Source organism: Lentzea pudingi, assembly GCF_014646255.1.
GTDB lineage: Bacteria > Actinomycetota > Actinomycetes > Mycobacteriales > Pseudonocardiaceae > Lentzea > Lentzea pudingi.
Window position 1 is genome coordinate 65,562 of sequence record NZ_BMNC01000007.1, and the last position, 15,966, is coordinate 81,527.

Genomic DNA, 15,966 nt, shown 5'->3' on the forward strand with positions numbered 1-15,966 from the left:
GCCGGAGAAGTGAGCACGGTGCCCGTCCGGACGGTCGGCCGCCGTGCTTCGCGCTTTCTAGGGCTTCCTCGTGTCGATGACATCGCCCATCAACGGCCTGACGCGGCGCAACCAATCGCCGCCGGCGCCGTAGCACCACGCGACGATGTCCGGAATCCACAGCAACGGGTCGTTCTCGCTGGGCAAGTGCTCGTAGAACAAGCCGGTGCCCCACGCGGACCTGCCGAGCGTCGTTCGGATGGTCAGCAGGTCGTGGTCGTCGCGAACCTCTCGGCTGTCGAAGACCAGCCGCGTGACGCCGACCTTCAGGACGTCTTCGGTCAGCCGGGCGACACAGGCCTGCCTTGCCCGCTCCTCGCCCTTGCGGCAGCACGCGAGATAGATGTCGACGTGAACCACCGCTGATGCCAGAGCTGACAGGATCTGTTTGCGTCGAGCCGGCGTCTCCTTCTTGAAGTGCAGCTCGCGTTGATTCGGCATGCGCAGCCCCATCAACAACTTGCGCAGCTTGGTCAACTGGCCGGGCGACACCAGGGCCACCGCCAGCAGGTACGTGTTGTTGCGCCGAGACTCGTCGGCGAAGGCGTGCACACTCACGGAACGTTCATCGGCCAGTTCGGACCCGGAGTTCACCAACTCCAACCAATCGGGACCGAACGACTTCACATTGGACCTGTTCCAACAAGCTGTTTCGCCCAAAGCGAGACCGGTGGCAGCCGAGCCCGATCGGACGGATGCTGGAGATCATGAAGATCCTCGTGCTCGGCGGAACCGTGTTCCTCAGCAAGGCCGTCACGGCGGAGGCCGTCCGCCGCGGCCACGAAGTGTTCTGCGCTGCCCGCGGTGCCTCCGGCGGGGTGCCGGAGGGCGCGCGGCTGGTCCAGGTCGACCGGGACAAGCCCGGTGCGTTCGACGCGCTGGCCGGCGAGCGGTTCGACGCTGTGATCGACGTGTCGAAGTACTCGGTGAACTGGGTGCGGGACGCGTTGGAGGCGTTCGGGGGGACTACGCCGCACTGGACGTTCGTGTCCAGCATCTCCGTCTACGCGGACCACGCGACAGGCAGTGACGAGCTGTTGCCGCCGCTGGAGGACGACCCGGCCGAGGAGTTCACCGCCGAGCGGTACGGCAGCGTCAAGGTAGCCAGTGAGAACGCGGTCCGCGAGGCGGTGGCGAGCCGCGAGTTCATCGTCAGGGCCGGGCTCATCACCGGGCCGGACGATCCGAGCGACCGGTTCGGGTACTGGCCCGCGCGCCTGTCGCAGGGTGGGCGCGTGGTCGTGCCGGACAGTCCTGACCTGGGGTTCCAGCACATCGACGCACGGGACCTGGCGCAGTGGATCGTGTTCGCGGCCGAGGAGCGGGTCACCGGGACGTACGACTCGACCGGGCCCGTCATGCCGTTCCAGATGGCCATCGGTGAGATCGCCGGCGCGACCGCTCCGCCCGGGACGCAGTTGGTGCCGGTCAAGGAGAGCGTGTTGAAGGAGCTGAACATCAACCCGTGGTCCGGGCCTCGGTCGCTGCCCCTGTGGCTGCCTCGGGAGTGGGCCAAGATGGTCGGCCGCGACGTCAGCAACGCGCTGGCGAACGGGCTTCGTGTCAGGCCGCTGGCCGAGACCGCGCTCGACTCGCTGGAGTACGAACGCGGCCTCGGGGTGGACCGGGCCCGGAAGGCCGGGCTCACGGCGGAGGAAGAGCAGGAAATCCTTAAAGCAGTGAGTTGATCTGCGCGGCGACGAGGTCGATGCGCACGCCCTGGTTCGGGCAGCCGCCGAAGTGGTGGAGCCCGATCACCTTGTGCGTGCGCCTCGACAGCACGGGTGAGCCGGACGAGCCGCCTTCGGTGTCGCACATGTAGCTGATGTCGGACTGCGAGGAGCTGCCGTTCACGCGTACGGCACGCACGACGCAATAGCCACCGCCGTTGTTGTTGTCGCGCAACGACAACTTCTTCAGCTTCCCGGCCGGGTGGCCGACGATGTACATCTCCTCACCCACGGCCGGAACGCGCGCGTCCAGCTCGAGGTAGCCGAACGAGCTGATGGCCGCGAAGTTGTTCACGGTGAAGAGGGTGTAGTCGAGTGCTGCGCTGTACTTCAGCACCGATGCCGCCAGCACCTTCGTGACGGTGGCCGAGGCCGTGCCGCCGCAGGTCGGGCACTGGTAGTTGAACCACACCTCGATGCCACTGGTGCTGGTGAAGCAGTGTTCGTTGGTCAGCATGCGGTTGTTGGGGCCGACGCGCCACGCCGTGCACAGCGAGCTGCCGTTGCGCAGCAGCTTCGCGACGGACTTGGTCTTGCCCCACTCGGTCGGGTTGCTGGACTGGTAGCAGACCGCGTCCTTGTAGTCGTTCGTGCCGCAGATGCTCTGCACGGACGGCTGCGACGACATCTCCGCCTCGGTGTAGCCCCGCGTGAGCTTGTCGATCCGCACGCGCGACAACGGGTTCGTCACCGAGACCAGAGCGCGGTCTCCCGTGATCGACATGGCCCAGAAGCCGGACGCGTCGAGCGTCGCGGTCAGCGAGGACTTCAGGTCTCTGGTGTACGTGTACTTCTCGGTGCCGTCAGGGTTCGACACCGTGAGCACGTCTCCCGGCAGGATCCGCAGGTCCGTGAAATGCAGCTTCACGTAACCGGACCCCGGTCGTTCGATCAGCGTCGAACGATTCGTGCCACCCACGCGGACTGAGACGGATTCCTCAGTTCCGATTTCCTGCGTCTGCGGCGACGAGGCCTCGGCAGGTGTAGAGGTGGTGGTAGCAGGGACGATGGTCGTCATCGGCAGGGCAAGCGCCAGTGCCGTGAGGAGTTGCAGGGTTTTCCTCATGCCTTTTGATACTTCCGACGTCACCTGACCGTGTCAGCCCGCCGAACGTCGGTATTGGAGGATTTCGTGAAAGTTGTCCATTTCGGTCATGCCTGCGTGCTCCTGGACTCGGGTTCGACGCGAATCCTGATCGATCCCGGCACGTTCTCCACAGGGTTCGAGGACCTGGAAGACCTGGACGCGGTGCTGGTAACGCACCAGCACTTCGACCACATCGACGCCGAGAAGCTGCCCGCGCTGCTCAAGGCCAACCCGAAGGCGCAGCTCGTCGTCGACGAGGGCACGGCGCCCACCGTCGAGAACGCGACCGTCGCCCGGCCCGGTGACACCTTCAAGATCGGCGACACGGCCGTCCGGGTCGTCGGCGGGCAGCACGCGATGATCCACGAGGACATCCCGATCGTGCCGAACGCCGCCTACGTGATCGGCGACGGCGCGTTCTACCACCCCGGCGACTCGCTGTTCGTGCCGGACGAGGACGTCGACGTGCTCGGACTGCCCGCGGGCGCGCCGTGGATGCGCACCGGCGAGGCGGTCGACTTCCTGCGCGCCGTGAAGCCGCGTGTCGCCGTGCCGATCCACGAGAAGACGCTGGCGAGCCCGCAGATGGCCCACCGGCTCTTCGAGATGCTCAAGCCGGAGGGCACCGAGGTCAGGCCGCTGACGCCAGGCGAGGAGACGGCAGTCTGACGTAGGTGGTCGGCGCGGCGTCGTGGGCGAGTGCGATGTCCACGGCGTCGAGCACGGCCTGCCGTGCGCCGGGCCGGTGCAGGTCACGGGCGTCGACGGTGATCCGGGTCAGCCCACCCCGGCGCGCGGACCTGGCCGCCGCGTACACCAGCGCCAGCGACCGCAGCTCACCGAAGCTGCTGCGTTCGGTCAGCGCGTGCAGGCGGCCCAGGGTCGCGAGCCCGCTGCCGACCTCGCGGACGGCGTGCGCGTCGGCGCACCGCTGGAACCGGTGCTTGGCCAGCGCGATCAACGTCCCGGGTGACGCCACGCACCGCCTGGGTGCGAACGTGTCGACGTTGAGGCCGAGGGCGTCCATCTGCATACGGGCGCCCATCAACAACAACCCGGCTTCATAGGCCGGCAGCCGCCGCTGGCCGAGACCGTGCAGCACGACGGCATCGCCGAGCGAGGCGCGCTGCCGCACCCATTCCTGCGCCCTGCCGAGCTCGCGAGGTACTACGAGCAGCGACAACGGCACCTGCCGCGGGGTGAGGGCCGCGGCGAGATCAGCGCATCGGTCGAGGTTCTGCGGACCGATGCCGGACAGAGAGACCACGAGCTGTGAGTGCACGGTATGAGTGCGCCATGCCGTGGTGACATCCGAGTGAAAGCGGAGCTAACTCAGGCGAGCCAGTCAGCGAAGGACCGGCCCGTGAGCCGCTCGTACGCCTCGATGTACCGCGCACGCGTGGCCTCGATGACGTCGGCGGGCAGCGGAGGCGGCGGCACGTCCGACTTCCGGTCCCAGCCCGACTCGGCGGAGGTCAGCCAGTCGCGCACGAACTGCTTGTCGAACGACGGCTGCACGCGGCCCGGCTCGTAGCCCTCGGCCGCCCAGTAGCGCGACGAGTCCGGCGTGAAGACCTCGTCCGCGAGGATCAGCTCGCCCGAGGCGTCCAGCCCGAACTCGAACTTCGTGTCCACCAGGATCAGGCCGCGCGTCAACGCGTACGCGCGCGCCTCGCTGTACAGCTCGATCGTGCGCTCACGAAGCTTCGACGCCAGCTCGACACCGTGCTTCTCGGCGATGACGTCGAACGACACGTTCTCGTCGTGCGCACCGATCTCGGCCTTCGACGCGGGCGTGAAGATCGGCGGGTCCAGTTCGGACGCCTCGACGAGGCCGGCCGGCAGCTCGATCCCGCACACCGCACCGGTCGCGGTGTAGTCGGCCATGCCGGAGCCCGTCAGGTAGCCGCGCGCCACGCACTCGACGTCGACCATCTGCAGCTTGCGCACCAGCAGCGCGCGGCCGCGGACCTCGGCGGGGATGCGCGGGTCGTCGAACGCGACCAGGTGGTTCGGGGCGAGCCGCTCGAACCAGAAGACGCTCATCGCGGTGAGCACGCGCCCCTTGTCGGGGATCTCCGAGCTCAGGATGTGGTCGTACGCCGAGATGCGGTCCGATGCGACGAACAGCAGCAGCTCGTCGTCCACGTCGTACAGGTCGCGAACCTTGCCGCGGGCGACGTGCTGGTAGTCAGCAAGCGTAGGCACGCTGGTCAGCCTACGTGCCCCTGTTTCGGCGACCGATGTACACCCCGCGCCTCTACAGATCAAGCGAAAAGAAGCTTAAGGTGCACCCGTGTTCACCAGAAAGGCCCTGTGGATCCCGGCTTTGGCCAGTGCGGCCCTGCTGATCGTCCTGGGCATCGCCGGCTGGAGCTTCGACTCCAGCCCGATCTCGTCCCCGTCCGGCGGTTCGCAGATCACGAGCACGACCCAGTCGGTGAGCATCGTGCCGACCCCGGACGTCGCGGACATCTCGGTCAAGACAACGTCGTCATCCACGACCACCACCGCGACGACGAAGACCACGCAGCCGAAGCCGCCGCCCGTGCAGCAGCCGCCGGCCGCAACGCAGCCGACGACCTCCGAGACCCCGCCGCAGCAGGGACTCCTGGTCAACGAGGGCGCGCGGTGCGATCCCGAGAGCGCGACCGGCATCGGCCTGCTCGGCGAGAAGCTGGTGTGCCGCAAGGATCCCCAGCGCGGCGACCGCCTGCGTTGGCAGAAGGCCTGAGCCCTGTCCAGGGCTAAGCCCGCCACTCCAGCACGTCGATCTTGTCGCCGACCGCGATGGTGCCCGTGGTCACGACCTGCGCCTTCATCCCGAACGTCACCCCGCCGTCGGGATCACGACGGTAGGTCGCCAGTGAACGAATCGGCTCGGGACCGTCCTTCAACCCCGTCCCCTGGTCGACCATCGGCACGGCGCAACGCACGCAGTCCTTGGCGTAGGCCAACTCCACGTCACCGATGGCCGCGCGCCGCACCCGGTCCTCCGTGTGCGGTTCCGGCCAGCCGGACACGACCACGTTGGGGCGGAAGCGGTTCATCGGCACCGGGTCGCCGCCGCGTTCCAGGATGCGTTCGTTCAGGCCGTCCAATGAGGACAGCGAGAGCACCAGCAACGCGTTGCCGTCCGCGTACCCGACGACTCCGGTGGTCTCACCGGTCGTCTCCCGGTGGATGTCCGGCGGCGTGCGCACGAGCCGCACGGACCTCTTCAGAGTCGAGGAGAAGGCTTCCGCCGCCTCGTCGCCCTGGTCCACTCCGGACCCGTGCCACGTGTGCACGACGACCGGCACCCGAGGCCCGTCGGCGACGATTGGGAACTCCGCTCCGCCGAGGCACAACGCGGAGTCCGTCAGGTGCGGGCGGATCGCCGCCATCTCCGGGACCTTGCGCTGCGACAGGAACACCCCGTCGTCGTCGACCAGCATCATCATCCGGTCGCCGCGCAGGCCGGTCGGTTCGACGGCGCAGGACGCGACGGAGTACCCGCCGCATCCCTTGACCGGGTAGACGACCAGGTCGGAGACGATCACAGAATCGGCTCCGGCTCGTAGGCCGGGTACTTGTCGACGACCGCGGCGACCTGCTCGACGATGGCCGCGACCTGCGCCGACGCCACGCCGGTGAACGACAGGCGGTCGGCCAGGAGCGCGTCCAGGGCGGCCTTGTCGAGCGGCAGCCTGGAGTCGGCGGCGAGCCGGTCCAGCAGGTCGTTGTGCGCCAGGCCCTGCTCGCGCATCGCCAGCGCGACGGCCACCGCGTTCTCCTTGATGGCCTCGTGCGCGGTCTCCCGGCCGACACCCGCGCGCACGGCCGCCATCAGCACCTTCGTCGTGCCGAGGAACGGCAGGTAGCGGTCCAGCTCACGGGCGACGACGGCCGGGTACGCGCCGAACTCGTCGAGCACCGTCAGGAACGTCTCCAGCAGCCCGTCGAACGCGAAGAACGCGTCCGGCAGCGCGATCCGGCGGACGACCGAGCACGACACGTCGCCCTCGTTCCACTGGTCGCCCGCGAGCTCGCCGACCATCGACAGGTAGCCGCGCAGGATCACCGCGAAGCCGTTCACGCGCTCGCACGAGCGGGTGTTCATCTTGTGCGGCATCGCGCTGGACCCCACCTGGCCGGGCTTGAAGCCCTCGGTGACGAGCTCGTGGCCCGCCATCAGCCGGATGGTCTTCGCGACCGACGACGGCGCCGCGGCGAGCTGCACGAGCGTCGAGACGACGTCGAAGTCGAGCGAGCGCGGGTAGACCTGGCCGACGGACGTGAGCACGCGCTCGAAGCCGAGGTGGCCCGCGACCGTCCGCTCCAGCTCCTGCAGCTTCTCGGGCGTGCCGAGCAGGTCGAGCATGTCCTGGGCCGTGCCGACCGGGCCCTTGATGCCGCGCAACGGGTAGCGCGCGATCAGCTCGTCGAGGCGGGAGAACGCCACCAGCAGCTCGTCGGCGCCCGTCGCGAAGCGCTTGCCCAGCGTCGTGGCCTGCGCGGCCACGTTGTGCGAACGACCGGCCATGACGAGGTCCGAGTGCTCGGCCGCGAGGCGCGCGAGCCGGCCGAGGACCGCGGCGACCTTGGAGCGGATCAGCTCCAGCGACCGCAGCACCTGCAGCTGCTCGACGTTCTCCGTCAGGTCGCGCGAGGTCATCCCCTTGTGGACCTGCTCGTGGCCCGCGAGCGCGTTGAACTCCTCGATGCGCGCCTTCACGTCGTGCCGCGTGACCCGCTCCCGCGCCGCGATCGACTCCAGGTCGACCTGCTCCAGCACGCGCTCGTAGTCCGCGATCGCCGTCGCCGGGACCTCGATGCCCGCAGCCGCCTGGGCGCGCAGGACCGCGAGCCACAGCTGGCGCTCCAGCACGATCTTGTGCTCGGCCGACCAGAGCGTCGCGAGCGACGTGGAGGCGTACCGACCTGCGAGGACGTTGGCGATGCGGGGCTTCGTCACGCCCTCAATCTAGTGCACCCCGAGCTCACTCCCAGCGGATGCCGGGGTCCGTGACCAGCTCTGTGAGCACCCCCACGCGCACCGGGACGGTCTGGCGCTGCCCGTTGCCGTTCGAGGGGTTGTAGGCGAACGCGGCGATCTGCACGACGAGCCCGCTCTCGAACCTGCGGGCCACCTGGGCGAGCTGGACCTCCGGCGATCCCTGCAGGTACTCGGCAGTCGAGACGACCGTCCCGTCCTGCTGCCGCACGTCCTTGCACTCGACCGCGCCCTCGCAGAAGGACTTGGTGTTGAGACCGCCCTTGGAGACGGTCACGCGCAGCGCGGTCGGCCCGATGTCGTCGGTGAGGTACAGGTAACCCGAGAAGTCCGAGTCGCGAGTGCTCCAGTCCGGGGCCTTCGTCTGGTACGGCGGGTAGACGGGAACCCGGCCGGGGTTGAACGACGAGTAGAGGTCCTTGAGGTTCGTCATCCGGCCGCCGAGACTCGACACCAGCCTGTCGCCGACGAGCTGGGCCTTCCTCTCCATCGACTCGGCCGGCGCCGGGGACGAGGTCGTCTGCGTCTCGGAACCCAGCTGGGTGTTCCTGTCGCGGGGCAGCAGGCCGGGCAGCGAGAACGACGCCACGACGATCATCGCCGTAGCCACGCCCACAGTGACCAGCGCTCGTCGGCGACTTTTTTTCTGCTCGACCCGCCTGATCAGGGTGTCGGGGTCGAAGTCGAGCGGCGGCTCGTCCCAGACGGCCAGCAGCATTCCCTCGCGGATCTCCTGCTCACTCACGACGCGACCCTCCCCGAACTGCTGTCGAGCTTCTCCACGATGGTGCGCAGCGTCGCGAGACCACGCGCCGTCTGGCTCTTGACCGTTCCCTCGGTGCATCCCATGGCGACCGCCACCTCGGCGACCGGCAGGTCTTCGAAGTAACGCAGCACGAGCACCGCCCGTTGACGTGGCGGCACCTGCAGCAGCGCGGTGTGCACCAGCTCACGCGCCCACAGCTTGGCGCTCGTCGTGTCCGGGTCCACGGTGGCGTCGGCGGCGTCGGGCAGCTCTCCGTCGCGCTGCTCGGCTCTGCGCCACGGCCTGCGCTTCTCGTCCAGCCAGGTGCGCAGCAGCACCTTGCGGGCGTAGGCGATCAGGTTGTCCAGGTCCTTGATCCGCTTCCACGCCAGGTACATCTTCATGAGGCTCGACTGCATCAGGTCTTCCGCTGTGTGCCAGTCGCCGCAGAAGAGGTACGCGGTACGTCGCAAGGACGCGGCATTGGCTGCCGCGAACTCGCGAAAGCCCTGTTCGTCGGCCTTGCGCATGCGTTCCCCTCTCGCGTCCTCAACCAGGGGAACGCATCGGAGGAACGCGGGGTTGCATCACGCGTGACGCGAAAGAGCCGAACGGAGCATCCTGCCCGCGACGCCACGCGGATCGGACCTGAGCTCGATGAACGAGTTGACCACCGAACCGTCCACGATGGCCATCATCTCCTCGACCCCGTCGCTGTCGATGTCACGACCGGTCCGGGCGACGACGTCGGCGATCAGCTCGCGCAGCTCGGTCGACAGCACGCGCATCACCGGCCGCAGGTACGGGCGGCGGCCGGTGGCGACGAGGCGTTCGTAGCGCAGCAACACCGTTTCGAGGTCGGTCATGCTCTCGCCGATCAGCAGGTCGAGCATGAACTCGACGAGCTCGTCGTCGGTCATCTGCTCCCGGATCTCCGAGAGCCTCTGCCGGAACAGCGCCAGCTCGCTGCGGCCGTGGAACTCGACGGCCGCCGTGATCAGCTCGTCCAGCGAGTCGAAGTAGTACGTGGTCGACGCGAGCGGCAGACCTGCGCGTTCGGCGACCGCGCGGTGCCTGACCGCGTCGAAGCCGCCCTCCGCGAACAGGCCGGACGCGGCCTCCACGAGCGCCTGCCGCCGGCGCTCACCCTTGGGAGTTGCTGCTGTCATGGTCGAGCCAGGGTACTGGGCGGGCGGTCAGAACTTCGGGGCCAGTGCGTCCGCGAACCGCTTGGCCTGGCCTTTCAGCTCTCCGTCGCCCTGCGTGAACACGTAGAGGTCCTGGCCCTTCGCGGTCTTCCGCTTCTCCGTGCCGGACGGGGCTTCGAACGACTGCGGCGTGACGATCGCGGTGATCGTCAGCCCGTCGATCACGAACGCGGCCGAGCGGGAGTCGGTGGAGCACGTCAGCGTGGGCGCTTCGGCGGAGGTCGGTGAGACCGAAAGCTCGTCGGCGAGGGCGTCAGCGAGCTCTCGGTCCACACCTGCACAGCCCTGCACTGTGCCTTCACTGGTACCAAGACCAGTGCTTCCCGGCGTCGGCGCGTCCCCCTGCGTGGACTTGCCTTCACCGGAGAAGTTCGTGGGAGGCGGTTGTGCCTCCAGCACGGTCATCGGGGATTGTGCCGCGTTGTCCTGCGTCTGCCCAGAACCCGCGGCGTTCCCACCGCCCGTGTCGTGGCTTACCCAGCTGTTCGCGGCGAAAACCCCGCCGAAGCCGAGCACCACGACGAAGGCGGTGCCGGCGGCGATCGAGTTGCGCCGGCGCACCGCGGCCCGGCGGGAGGCCTTGCGGACGTCGCCCGCGTCGAAGGACGCCGGTGGTGCGTCGTGTGCGGCGTCGCGGAACAGGTCCGCGAGCTTCTGCTCGTCCATCTACGTCCTCCTCTCGCTGGTCACAACGCCGGTCATGAGGCCGGTCGCAGGTCGTCGATGGTGTCGCCCAGAGCTTCCCGCAGCGCCGCCAGCCCGCGCGCGGTCTGACTCTTCACAGTTCCTTCCGAGCACTTCAGCGCCTCGGCCGTGGCCGTGACGTCGAGGCCCTCGAGGAACCTCAGCACGAGCACGGCCCGTTGCCTGGGCGGGACCCTGCGCAGACCCTTCATCAACGCCTCGCGCGTCGCGACCGTCTCGCCGATCTCGTTGTCCGTCGCCGGTGACTCGGGCATCTCGTCGGTGAACTTCTCGCGCCGCCACGGACGGCGTGACTCGTCGATCACCGCACGCACGACACTGCGCCGGACGTAGGCGTCGAGAGCCTGCTTGTCCCGGATCTTCCGCCACCTCCTGTGCAGTGCCACGAACGCCGTCTGCGCGAAGTCGTCAGCGCGGTGCCAGTCGCCGCACAGCAGGTATGCCGTTCGGCGCACGGCCTCACGGCGAGCCACGAAGTACTCCGCGAACTCCTGCTCGTCGCGCTGATCCACGCGGACTGCTCTCCGCTCGTTCCTCGAGTTGCACTGACAGGACGGAAACCGATGCGCCAACGGTTGCACGAACCATCGGAGAGAGCTACATCACCCCCTCGGTCGTTCACCTGATGTGATGTGATCGAGGCTGTGACCCCCATTGACCTGCGCTCGGACACCGTCACCAAGCCCGATGAGGCCATGCGCCGGGCGATGGCCGCGGCCGAGGTCGGCGACGACGTGCTGGACCACGACCCGACCATGGCCGCCCTGGAGGAGCGGGTGGCGTCGTTGCTCGGCGTCGAAGCCGCGCTCTGGGTCCCCTCCGGTTCGATGGGCAACCTCATCGCCCTGTACCTGCACCTGTCGCGCGGGGACCGGTTCCTCGCTCCTCTCGGCGCGCACGTGCTGGACGCCGAGCTCGGGACCGCCGCGTGGCTGGCCGGCGGGATGCCGCACGCGCTGCACGACGTTTCGCCTTCGTCGGTGCTCGCTGCCGCTGGTGGCGAGTCCCCTTACTACGGGCTGCGCACGACGTTGCTGTGCCTGGAGAACACGCACAACGCGTCCGGTGGCACGGTGACCTCCGTCGACGACCACGCCGCCCTGGTCGCCGCCGCCCGGTCCGCGGGGCTCGCGGTGCACCTCGACGGGGCCCGGCTGTGGAACGCGTCGGTCGCCCTCGGGGTGCCGCTGACGTCGCTGACCCTGGGGGTCGACACGGTGCAGGTGTGCCTGTCGAAGGGGCTCGGCGCGCCGGTCGGATCGGTGGTGGCCGGCTCCGCGTCGTTCGTGGTGGAGGCCCGTCGTGTCCGGAAGATGCTGGGCGGCGGGGTCCGGCAGGGCGGTGTGCTGGCGGCCGCGGGTCTAGTCGCGCTCGACCGGATCGACCGCCTGGCAGCCGATCATTCCAATGCCAATGGATTGGCTTCCGGGTTGAGGGCGCTGGGCTGGGAGGTGGACGAGCCCGCCACGAACATCGTGCTGGCGTCGGTGCCCGACCTGGACAAGACGCTGCTGTCGCTGCGCGACGTCGGCGTTCTGGCCAGTCCCATGTCAGGCAAGGTTCGGTTCGTGACGCACGGCGACGTGGACTCGTCCGACGTCGCCGAGGTGCTTCGTCGCCTGCGAGAGGACGTCTAGATGCGCTGGATCGTGTTCGACTTCGGCGAGGTCATCAGCCAGAGGAACCCGGCACGGCCCGCGATGGCCGCGCGGCTCGGGGTGTCGTTCGACGACTTCGAGGCCGTGTACTGGGACCGTGACGCGTACGACCGGGGCGGGTCCGACGCCGAGTACTGGGGGCGGATCGGTTCCGCGCTGGGGGTGTCGCTCGACGACGAGCTCGTGCGCGAGCTGACCGCCATGGACAACGCGGGCTGGCTCGACGACCCGGTGCTGCAGACCGTCGCGCTGGTCGAGGACCTGTCCGCGCTGGGGGTTCCGCTCGCGTTGCTGTCGAACGCGCCGTCGACGTTCGGGCGGCTGGCCGAGAAGACGCCGTGGGCCAAGCACTTCCGGCACCTGATCTTCTCGGGTGACCTCGGGTGCGCGAAGCCGGACGCGGTGATCTGGGCGCGTGCGGAGGCCGTGATCGGTTCGTCGGACCTGATCTTCTTCGACGACCGGCAGTCCAACGTGGAGGGTGCGTTGACCGCCGGCTGGGACGCGCGCCTGTGGACGTCAGCCGCTGCTGCGCGTGCCGAGCTCCTTGCGGAGTTCGGCGATCTCGGTCCTTAGGTTCCGGAGTTCCTGCGCGGTCTCGAGCTCTGCTTCCTCGACGCCGCGCAGCTTCTCCACGAGCCAGCTGGCGATCGTGCCGGTGATGACACCGAGCAGGGCGATGCCGCCGACCATGAGCAGCCCGGCGACGAGCCGCCCCTCACCCGTGACGGGGTAGCGGTCGCCGTAGCCGACCGTCGACATGGTGGTCAGCGTCCACCACAGCGCGTCGCCGAACGTGGTGATGCTGGCGTTTTCCGCGTGCCTTTCCGCGTCGAGCACCGCGAGGCTCGCGCAGAACGCGACGATTGTCGTCACGCCCGCGACGTAAACGCTGACGCGTTGTCTGATCTTGTGCTGGAACTTCTTGTTCAGCAGCGTGACGACCGTGATCAACCTGAGCACCCTGAGCTGCCGCACCATCGGCAGAACGACCGCGGCAAGATCGAAAAGGTGGGTGCGCAGGAATTTCAGCTTGTTCTGGGCCAACGTGATCCTGGTGACGAACTCCGCCGCGAACAGCGCCCAGATCAGCCACAACGCGATCTCCAGAGGCACGTGCATCGCCCCGTGATCGTCGAAGACCTGCCACGCGTAGGCGGCGAGAAAAACTCCGGCGAGTGCCGTCAACGGCCACTCGACCTTTCGTTCCCACCGCTCGAGGCGGGCCTCGTTGGCTAACAACACCGCCTCATGGTGAGTGGTGCGTTCGCATTAATCCAGACTCATCTCCTGGATTTGATCGCACCGTAAGCCGCAGTGCCTGCGAGGAGTAGTCCTCCAATCACAGCGAGCCAGAAAAGGCCTTTCACGACGGCTCCGACGACGGCCAGCACGATCCAGATCGCCACCAGCCACCCGATGATCGCCCACATAGGACCTCCCCTTCCTCGCACTGTGAACGTCCGCCGGCGCTGTTTTGTTGCTCCTGGGTTCAGAGCCAGGCCTTCAGCCGTCGCAGGGCCTCCTCGACGTCCTGCGTGGAGCCCGCGAACGACATCCGGACGAAGTGGTGCCCGTCCACGGGGTCGAAGTCGATGCCCGGCACGATCGCGACGCCGGTGTCGGCCAGCAGCCGCTTGCAGAAGTCCATCGAGTCGTCCGTCAGGTGCCGCACGTCCGCGTACACGTAGAACGCGCCGTCGGCGGGTGCGAGCTTGTCGATGCCGAGGTTCGTGAGGCCTTCGAGCAGCAGGTCGCGGTTCGCCCGGTAGCGCTCGAGGTGCTCGGCCGTCTCCGCGTACGAGTCCTCGTGGAACGCCTCGACCGCCGCGTACTGCGCCAGTGCGGGCGGGCACAGCGTGAAGTTGCCCGTCAGGCAGTCCACTGCCCTGCGCAGCCGTTCCGGCAGCAGCATCCACCCGAGCCGCCAGCCGGTCATCGCGAACGCCTTGGAGAACGAGTTGACGACGATGGCGTCCCGGCTGGTCTCCCAGGCACACCGGAGGGGCTCGCCGTAGCTGATGCCGTGGTAGATCTCGTCGCTGATCAGCTGCACGCCGTTGGCGCCGCACCAGGAGGCGATCGGGTCGACGTCGGCGACGGTGCCGGTCGGGTTGGCCGGGCTCGCCACGATCACGCCCTTGAGGCCGGGATCGAGCATCTCGACCGTGGGCTGGAAACGCGTCTCCGGGCCGCACGGCAGCTCGACGACCTCGCAGCCCAGCGCCTTGAGGATGTTGCGGTAGGCCGGATATCCCGGCCGTGCCAGCGCCACCCGGTCGCCCGCGTCGAAGGCCGACAGGAACGCGAGCGTGAAAGCGCCCGACGAGCCCGTGGTCACCACCACGTCGTCCGCCGACACGTCGAGGTCGTACTGCCGCTTGTAGTGCCCGGCGATGGCCTGGCGCAGTTCGGGAATCCCGAGCTGCTCGGTGTAGCCCAGCGCGTGCTCGTCGAGGGCCCGTGCGGCGGCCTCCCGCACCGGGCGCGGCGCGGGGCTCGACGGCTGGCCGGCGGCCAGGGAGATCACGTCGCCGTGCGTCCGCTGCCGGAGCGCGGCAGCGGACAGCACGTCCATGACGTGGAAGGGCGGGACGTCGGCGCGGGCGGCCACGGTCAGCATGCCGTCAGGCTAACCGCAGGTCAGTACCCCTGGTAGCCGCCGCCCTGGGACATCGCCTTCAGGCCTGGGTGGCCTTCGAAGCCGCCGTAGCGCGAGAAGGTGTAGCGGACGCCGGCGATGATGTTGTCGATCGGGTTCCAGATGTCGTCGTGGCCGGGCAGCTTGTGCGCGTTGAACGTCGAGTCGATGCACTGCATGAGGCCCTTGGAGGGCGTGCCGGCCTGGGCGTTGGAGTCCCAGAGGTTGATGGCGTGCGGGTTGCCGCTCGACTCCTTCTCGATGATCTTCCAGATCTCGTCGATGTTCTCCTCGGTGACCGGGATCCCGTTGGCCTGGAGGATCTTGATGGCCTCGCGGATCCACTCCTCGACGTTGCCGGGCGGCGGGCTGCCCGAGGGCGGGCCGCCGCTGGAGCCGAGGCCGCCCGCTCCGCCGCCCTCACCTCCACCTCCGCCTCCGCCGCCACCGGAAGCGCCGCCGCCACCGCCTCCGCCTTGGTTGGTCGGGGCGGGTGCGGGTGCGGGCTGGGAGTCCGATGTGGACGAGGTCTTGGTCGAGTCGTCGGGCGGCGGGGTCGGGGCCCACTGGACGGGCCTGCCGGGGGCCGGGGTGAAGGACTGGGTGCTGGGGTCCTCGAGCGCCGAGAACTTCGGGGTCAGCGCGCCGGGGCGGCCCTTCAACGTTCCTGCGGCGGCGTTCACCGCGCTTTCCGCCTGGGAGACAACGGGTCGGGCGTCACTCGTGGCCTCGGCGCAGTAGCTGCGGATGAGGCTGTCGACGTCCTCCTGTGGCTGGTTGCGGAGTTGCTGGCGGGCTTGACGGGCCCGGCTCAGCAGGTCTTCGCAGATGCGGCTCATCGAGGTCTTCGCGGTCTCCAACGCGTTCGCGGCCGCCTCCAGGTCGGTCGCGGCGTTGGTGAGCGCTTCGGCCATCGAGGTGCCGCACTTCGTGACGTTGGCCATGTAGGCGACGAAACCGTCGGCGGACTCGCCCTCCCAGGCGCCGTCGAGCTGTGCGACGGACCGCTGCACGACGTTCGTCTGGTCGCCGCACTTGCCCGCTGCCTGCTTCCAGCGGTTCGCGATGTCGCGCACGGCCTGCGGTTGTGCGGTCTCGATCTTGTCCGCGAGAGCTGCCAGGTCCGCACCACCTGGCAACGCCGCGACCTCGTCCAT

General features: G+C 68.7%; 20 protein-coding genes. 5 read left to right on the plus strand and 15 right to left on the minus strand.

The annotated features are described in order from the left end of the window. Positions 1-57: 57 nt before the first annotated feature. Positions 58-597: a hypothetical protein gene (locus tag IEY88_RS25115; RefSeq protein ID WP_189157303.1), complete on the minus strand. Its 540-nt coding sequence runs from the start codon at positions 595-597 to the stop codon at positions 58-60. Between the two features lie 149 nt (positions 598-746). Between IEY88_RS25115 and IEY88_RS25120 the strand changes: the two genes are divergently transcribed. Further along, the gene (locus tag IEY88_RS25120; protein ID WP_189157304.1) at positions 747-1,727 is read left to right on the plus strand and encodes an NAD-dependent epimerase/dehydratase family protein; all 981 of its coding nucleotides are present in this window, start codon (positions 747-749) and stop codon (positions 1,725-1,727) included. Here the strand turns inward: IEY88_RS25120 and IEY88_RS25125 are convergent. Continuing rightward, on the minus strand, positions 1,711-2,637 hold the full coding sequence (locus IEY88_RS25125) for a trypsin-like serine peptidase (protein ID WP_189157305.1): 927 nt from the start codon (positions 2,635-2,637) through the stop codon (positions 1,711-1,713). The two genes, IEY88_RS25120 and IEY88_RS25125, sit on opposite strands and share 17 nt — an antisense overlap. A gap of 264 nt (positions 2,638-2,901) precedes the next feature. Between IEY88_RS25125 and IEY88_RS25130 the strand changes: the two genes are divergently transcribed. After that, positions 2,902-3,525 carry an MBL fold metallo-hydrolase gene (locus IEY88_RS25130; RefSeq protein ID WP_189157306.1) on the plus strand — a complete coding sequence of 208 codons (624 nt, stop codon included), beginning with the start codon at positions 2,902-2,904 and terminating at the stop codon, positions 3,523-3,525. Here IEY88_RS25130 and IEY88_RS25135 read toward each other — a convergent pair. Next, positions 3,488-4,138 (minus strand): polysaccharide deacetylase family protein, encoded by a 651-nt coding sequence (locus tag IEY88_RS25135; RefSeq protein ID WP_189157307.1) that lies wholly within the window; start codon positions 4,136-4,138, stop codon positions 3,488-3,490. The genes IEY88_RS25130 and IEY88_RS25135 overlap by 38 nt on opposite strands. 50 nt (positions 4,139-4,188) lie before the next feature. Further along, positions 4,189-5,064 carry a phosphoribosylaminoimidazolesuccinocarboxamide synthase gene (locus IEY88_RS25140; protein WP_189157308.1) on the minus strand — a complete coding sequence of 292 codons (876 nt, stop codon included), beginning with the start codon at positions 5,062-5,064 and terminating at the stop codon, positions 4,189-4,191. An 88-nt stretch (positions 5,065-5,152) separates the two neighbouring features. Here IEY88_RS25140 and IEY88_RS25145 point away from each other — a divergent pair, with 88 nt between their 5' ends. Then, the gene (locus IEY88_RS25145; RefSeq protein WP_189157309.1) at positions 5,153-5,590 is read left to right on the plus strand and encodes a hypothetical protein; all 438 of its coding nucleotides are present in this window, start codon (positions 5,153-5,155) and stop codon (positions 5,588-5,590) included. A gap of 13 nt (positions 5,591-5,603) precedes the next feature. Here the strand turns inward: IEY88_RS25145 and IEY88_RS25150 are convergent, their stop codons facing one another. From IEY88_RS25150 to IEY88_RS25180, 7 genes are read right to left on the minus strand one after another with little or no spacing between them, the layout of a single operon-like run. After that, positions 5,604-6,398, minus strand: a complete 795-nt coding sequence (locus tag IEY88_RS25150; protein WP_189157310.1) for an MOSC domain-containing protein — start codon at positions 6,396-6,398, stop codon at positions 5,604-5,606. Then, the gene (gene purB / locus IEY88_RS25155; RefSeq protein ID WP_189157311.1) at positions 6,395-7,813 is read right to left on the minus strand and encodes an adenylosuccinate lyase; all 1,419 of its coding nucleotides are present in this window, start codon (positions 7,811-7,813) and stop codon (positions 6,395-6,397) included. Before purB ends, IEY88_RS25150 begins: the two co-directional genes overlap by 4 nt. A 25-nt stretch (positions 7,814-7,838) precedes the next feature. Continuing rightward, entirely contained in the window at positions 7,839-8,597 is a 759-nt protein-coding gene (locus IEY88_RS25160; RefSeq protein ID WP_189157312.1) for a hypothetical protein, read from the minus strand. Beyond that, positions 8,594-9,127: a SigE family RNA polymerase sigma factor gene (locus IEY88_RS25165; protein ID WP_030477787.1), complete on the minus strand. Its 534-nt coding sequence runs from the start codon at positions 9,125-9,127 to the stop codon at positions 8,594-8,596. Before IEY88_RS25165 ends, IEY88_RS25160 begins: the two co-directional genes overlap by 4 nt. Before the next feature lie 57 nt (positions 9,128-9,184). Continuing rightward, positions 9,185-9,766, minus strand: a complete 582-nt coding sequence (locus IEY88_RS25170) for a TetR/AcrR family transcriptional regulator (protein ID WP_189157313.1) — start codon at positions 9,764-9,766, stop codon at positions 9,185-9,187. A 27-nt stretch (positions 9,767-9,793) separates the two neighbouring features. Next, entirely contained in the window at positions 9,794-10,471 is a 678-nt protein-coding gene (locus IEY88_RS25175) for a hypothetical protein (RefSeq protein ID WP_189157314.1), read from the minus strand. A gap of 32 nt (positions 10,472-10,503) precedes the next feature. Further along, positions 10,504-11,022 carry a SigE family RNA polymerase sigma factor gene (locus IEY88_RS25180; protein ID WP_189157315.1) on the minus strand — a complete coding sequence of 173 codons (519 nt, stop codon included), beginning with the start codon at positions 11,020-11,022 and terminating at the stop codon, positions 10,504-10,506. Positions 11,023-11,205: 183 nt separating this feature from the next. On the opposite strand from IEY88_RS25180, the gene IEY88_RS25185 reads away from it, so the two are divergent. Both IEY88_RS25185 and IEY88_RS25190 read left to right on the plus strand, forming a co-directional pair. Beyond that, entirely contained in the window at positions 11,206-12,147 is a 942-nt protein-coding gene (locus tag IEY88_RS25185; RefSeq protein ID WP_373294189.1) for a threonine aldolase family protein, read from the plus strand. Further along, positions 12,148-12,744, plus strand: coding sequence for an HAD-IA family hydrolase (locus tag IEY88_RS25190; RefSeq protein ID WP_189157316.1), 597 nt, complete (start codon positions 12,148-12,150; stop codon positions 12,742-12,744). On the opposite strand, the gene IEY88_RS25195 is transcribed toward IEY88_RS25190, so the two are convergent. The 4 genes from IEY88_RS25195 to IEY88_RS25210 are packed head-to-tail and all read right to left on the minus strand — an operon-like array spanning position 12,688 to position 15,966. Beyond that, on the minus strand, positions 12,688-13,413 hold the full coding sequence (locus IEY88_RS25195; RefSeq protein ID WP_189157317.1) for a potassium channel family protein: 726 nt from the start codon (positions 13,411-13,413) through the stop codon (positions 12,688-12,690). The two genes, IEY88_RS25190 and IEY88_RS25195, sit on opposite strands and share 57 nt — an antisense overlap. A 38-nt stretch (positions 13,414-13,451) precedes the next feature. Continuing rightward, complete coding sequence (locus tag IEY88_RS25200) at positions 13,452-13,601, minus strand: hypothetical protein (RefSeq protein WP_030465871.1); 150 nt, start codon at positions 13,599-13,601, stop codon at positions 13,452-13,454. A 59-nt stretch (positions 13,602-13,660) separates the two neighbouring features. Next, positions 13,661-14,791 carry a pyridoxal phosphate-dependent aminotransferase gene (locus IEY88_RS25205; protein WP_189157318.1) on the minus strand — a complete coding sequence of 377 codons (1,131 nt, stop codon included), beginning with the start codon at positions 14,789-14,791 and terminating at the stop codon, positions 13,661-13,663. 20 nt (positions 14,792-14,811) lie between these two features. Continuing rightward, positions 14,812-15,966, minus strand: a complete 1,155-nt coding sequence (locus IEY88_RS25210) for a transglycosylase SLT domain-containing protein (protein ID WP_189157319.1) — start codon at positions 15,964-15,966, stop codon at positions 14,812-14,814.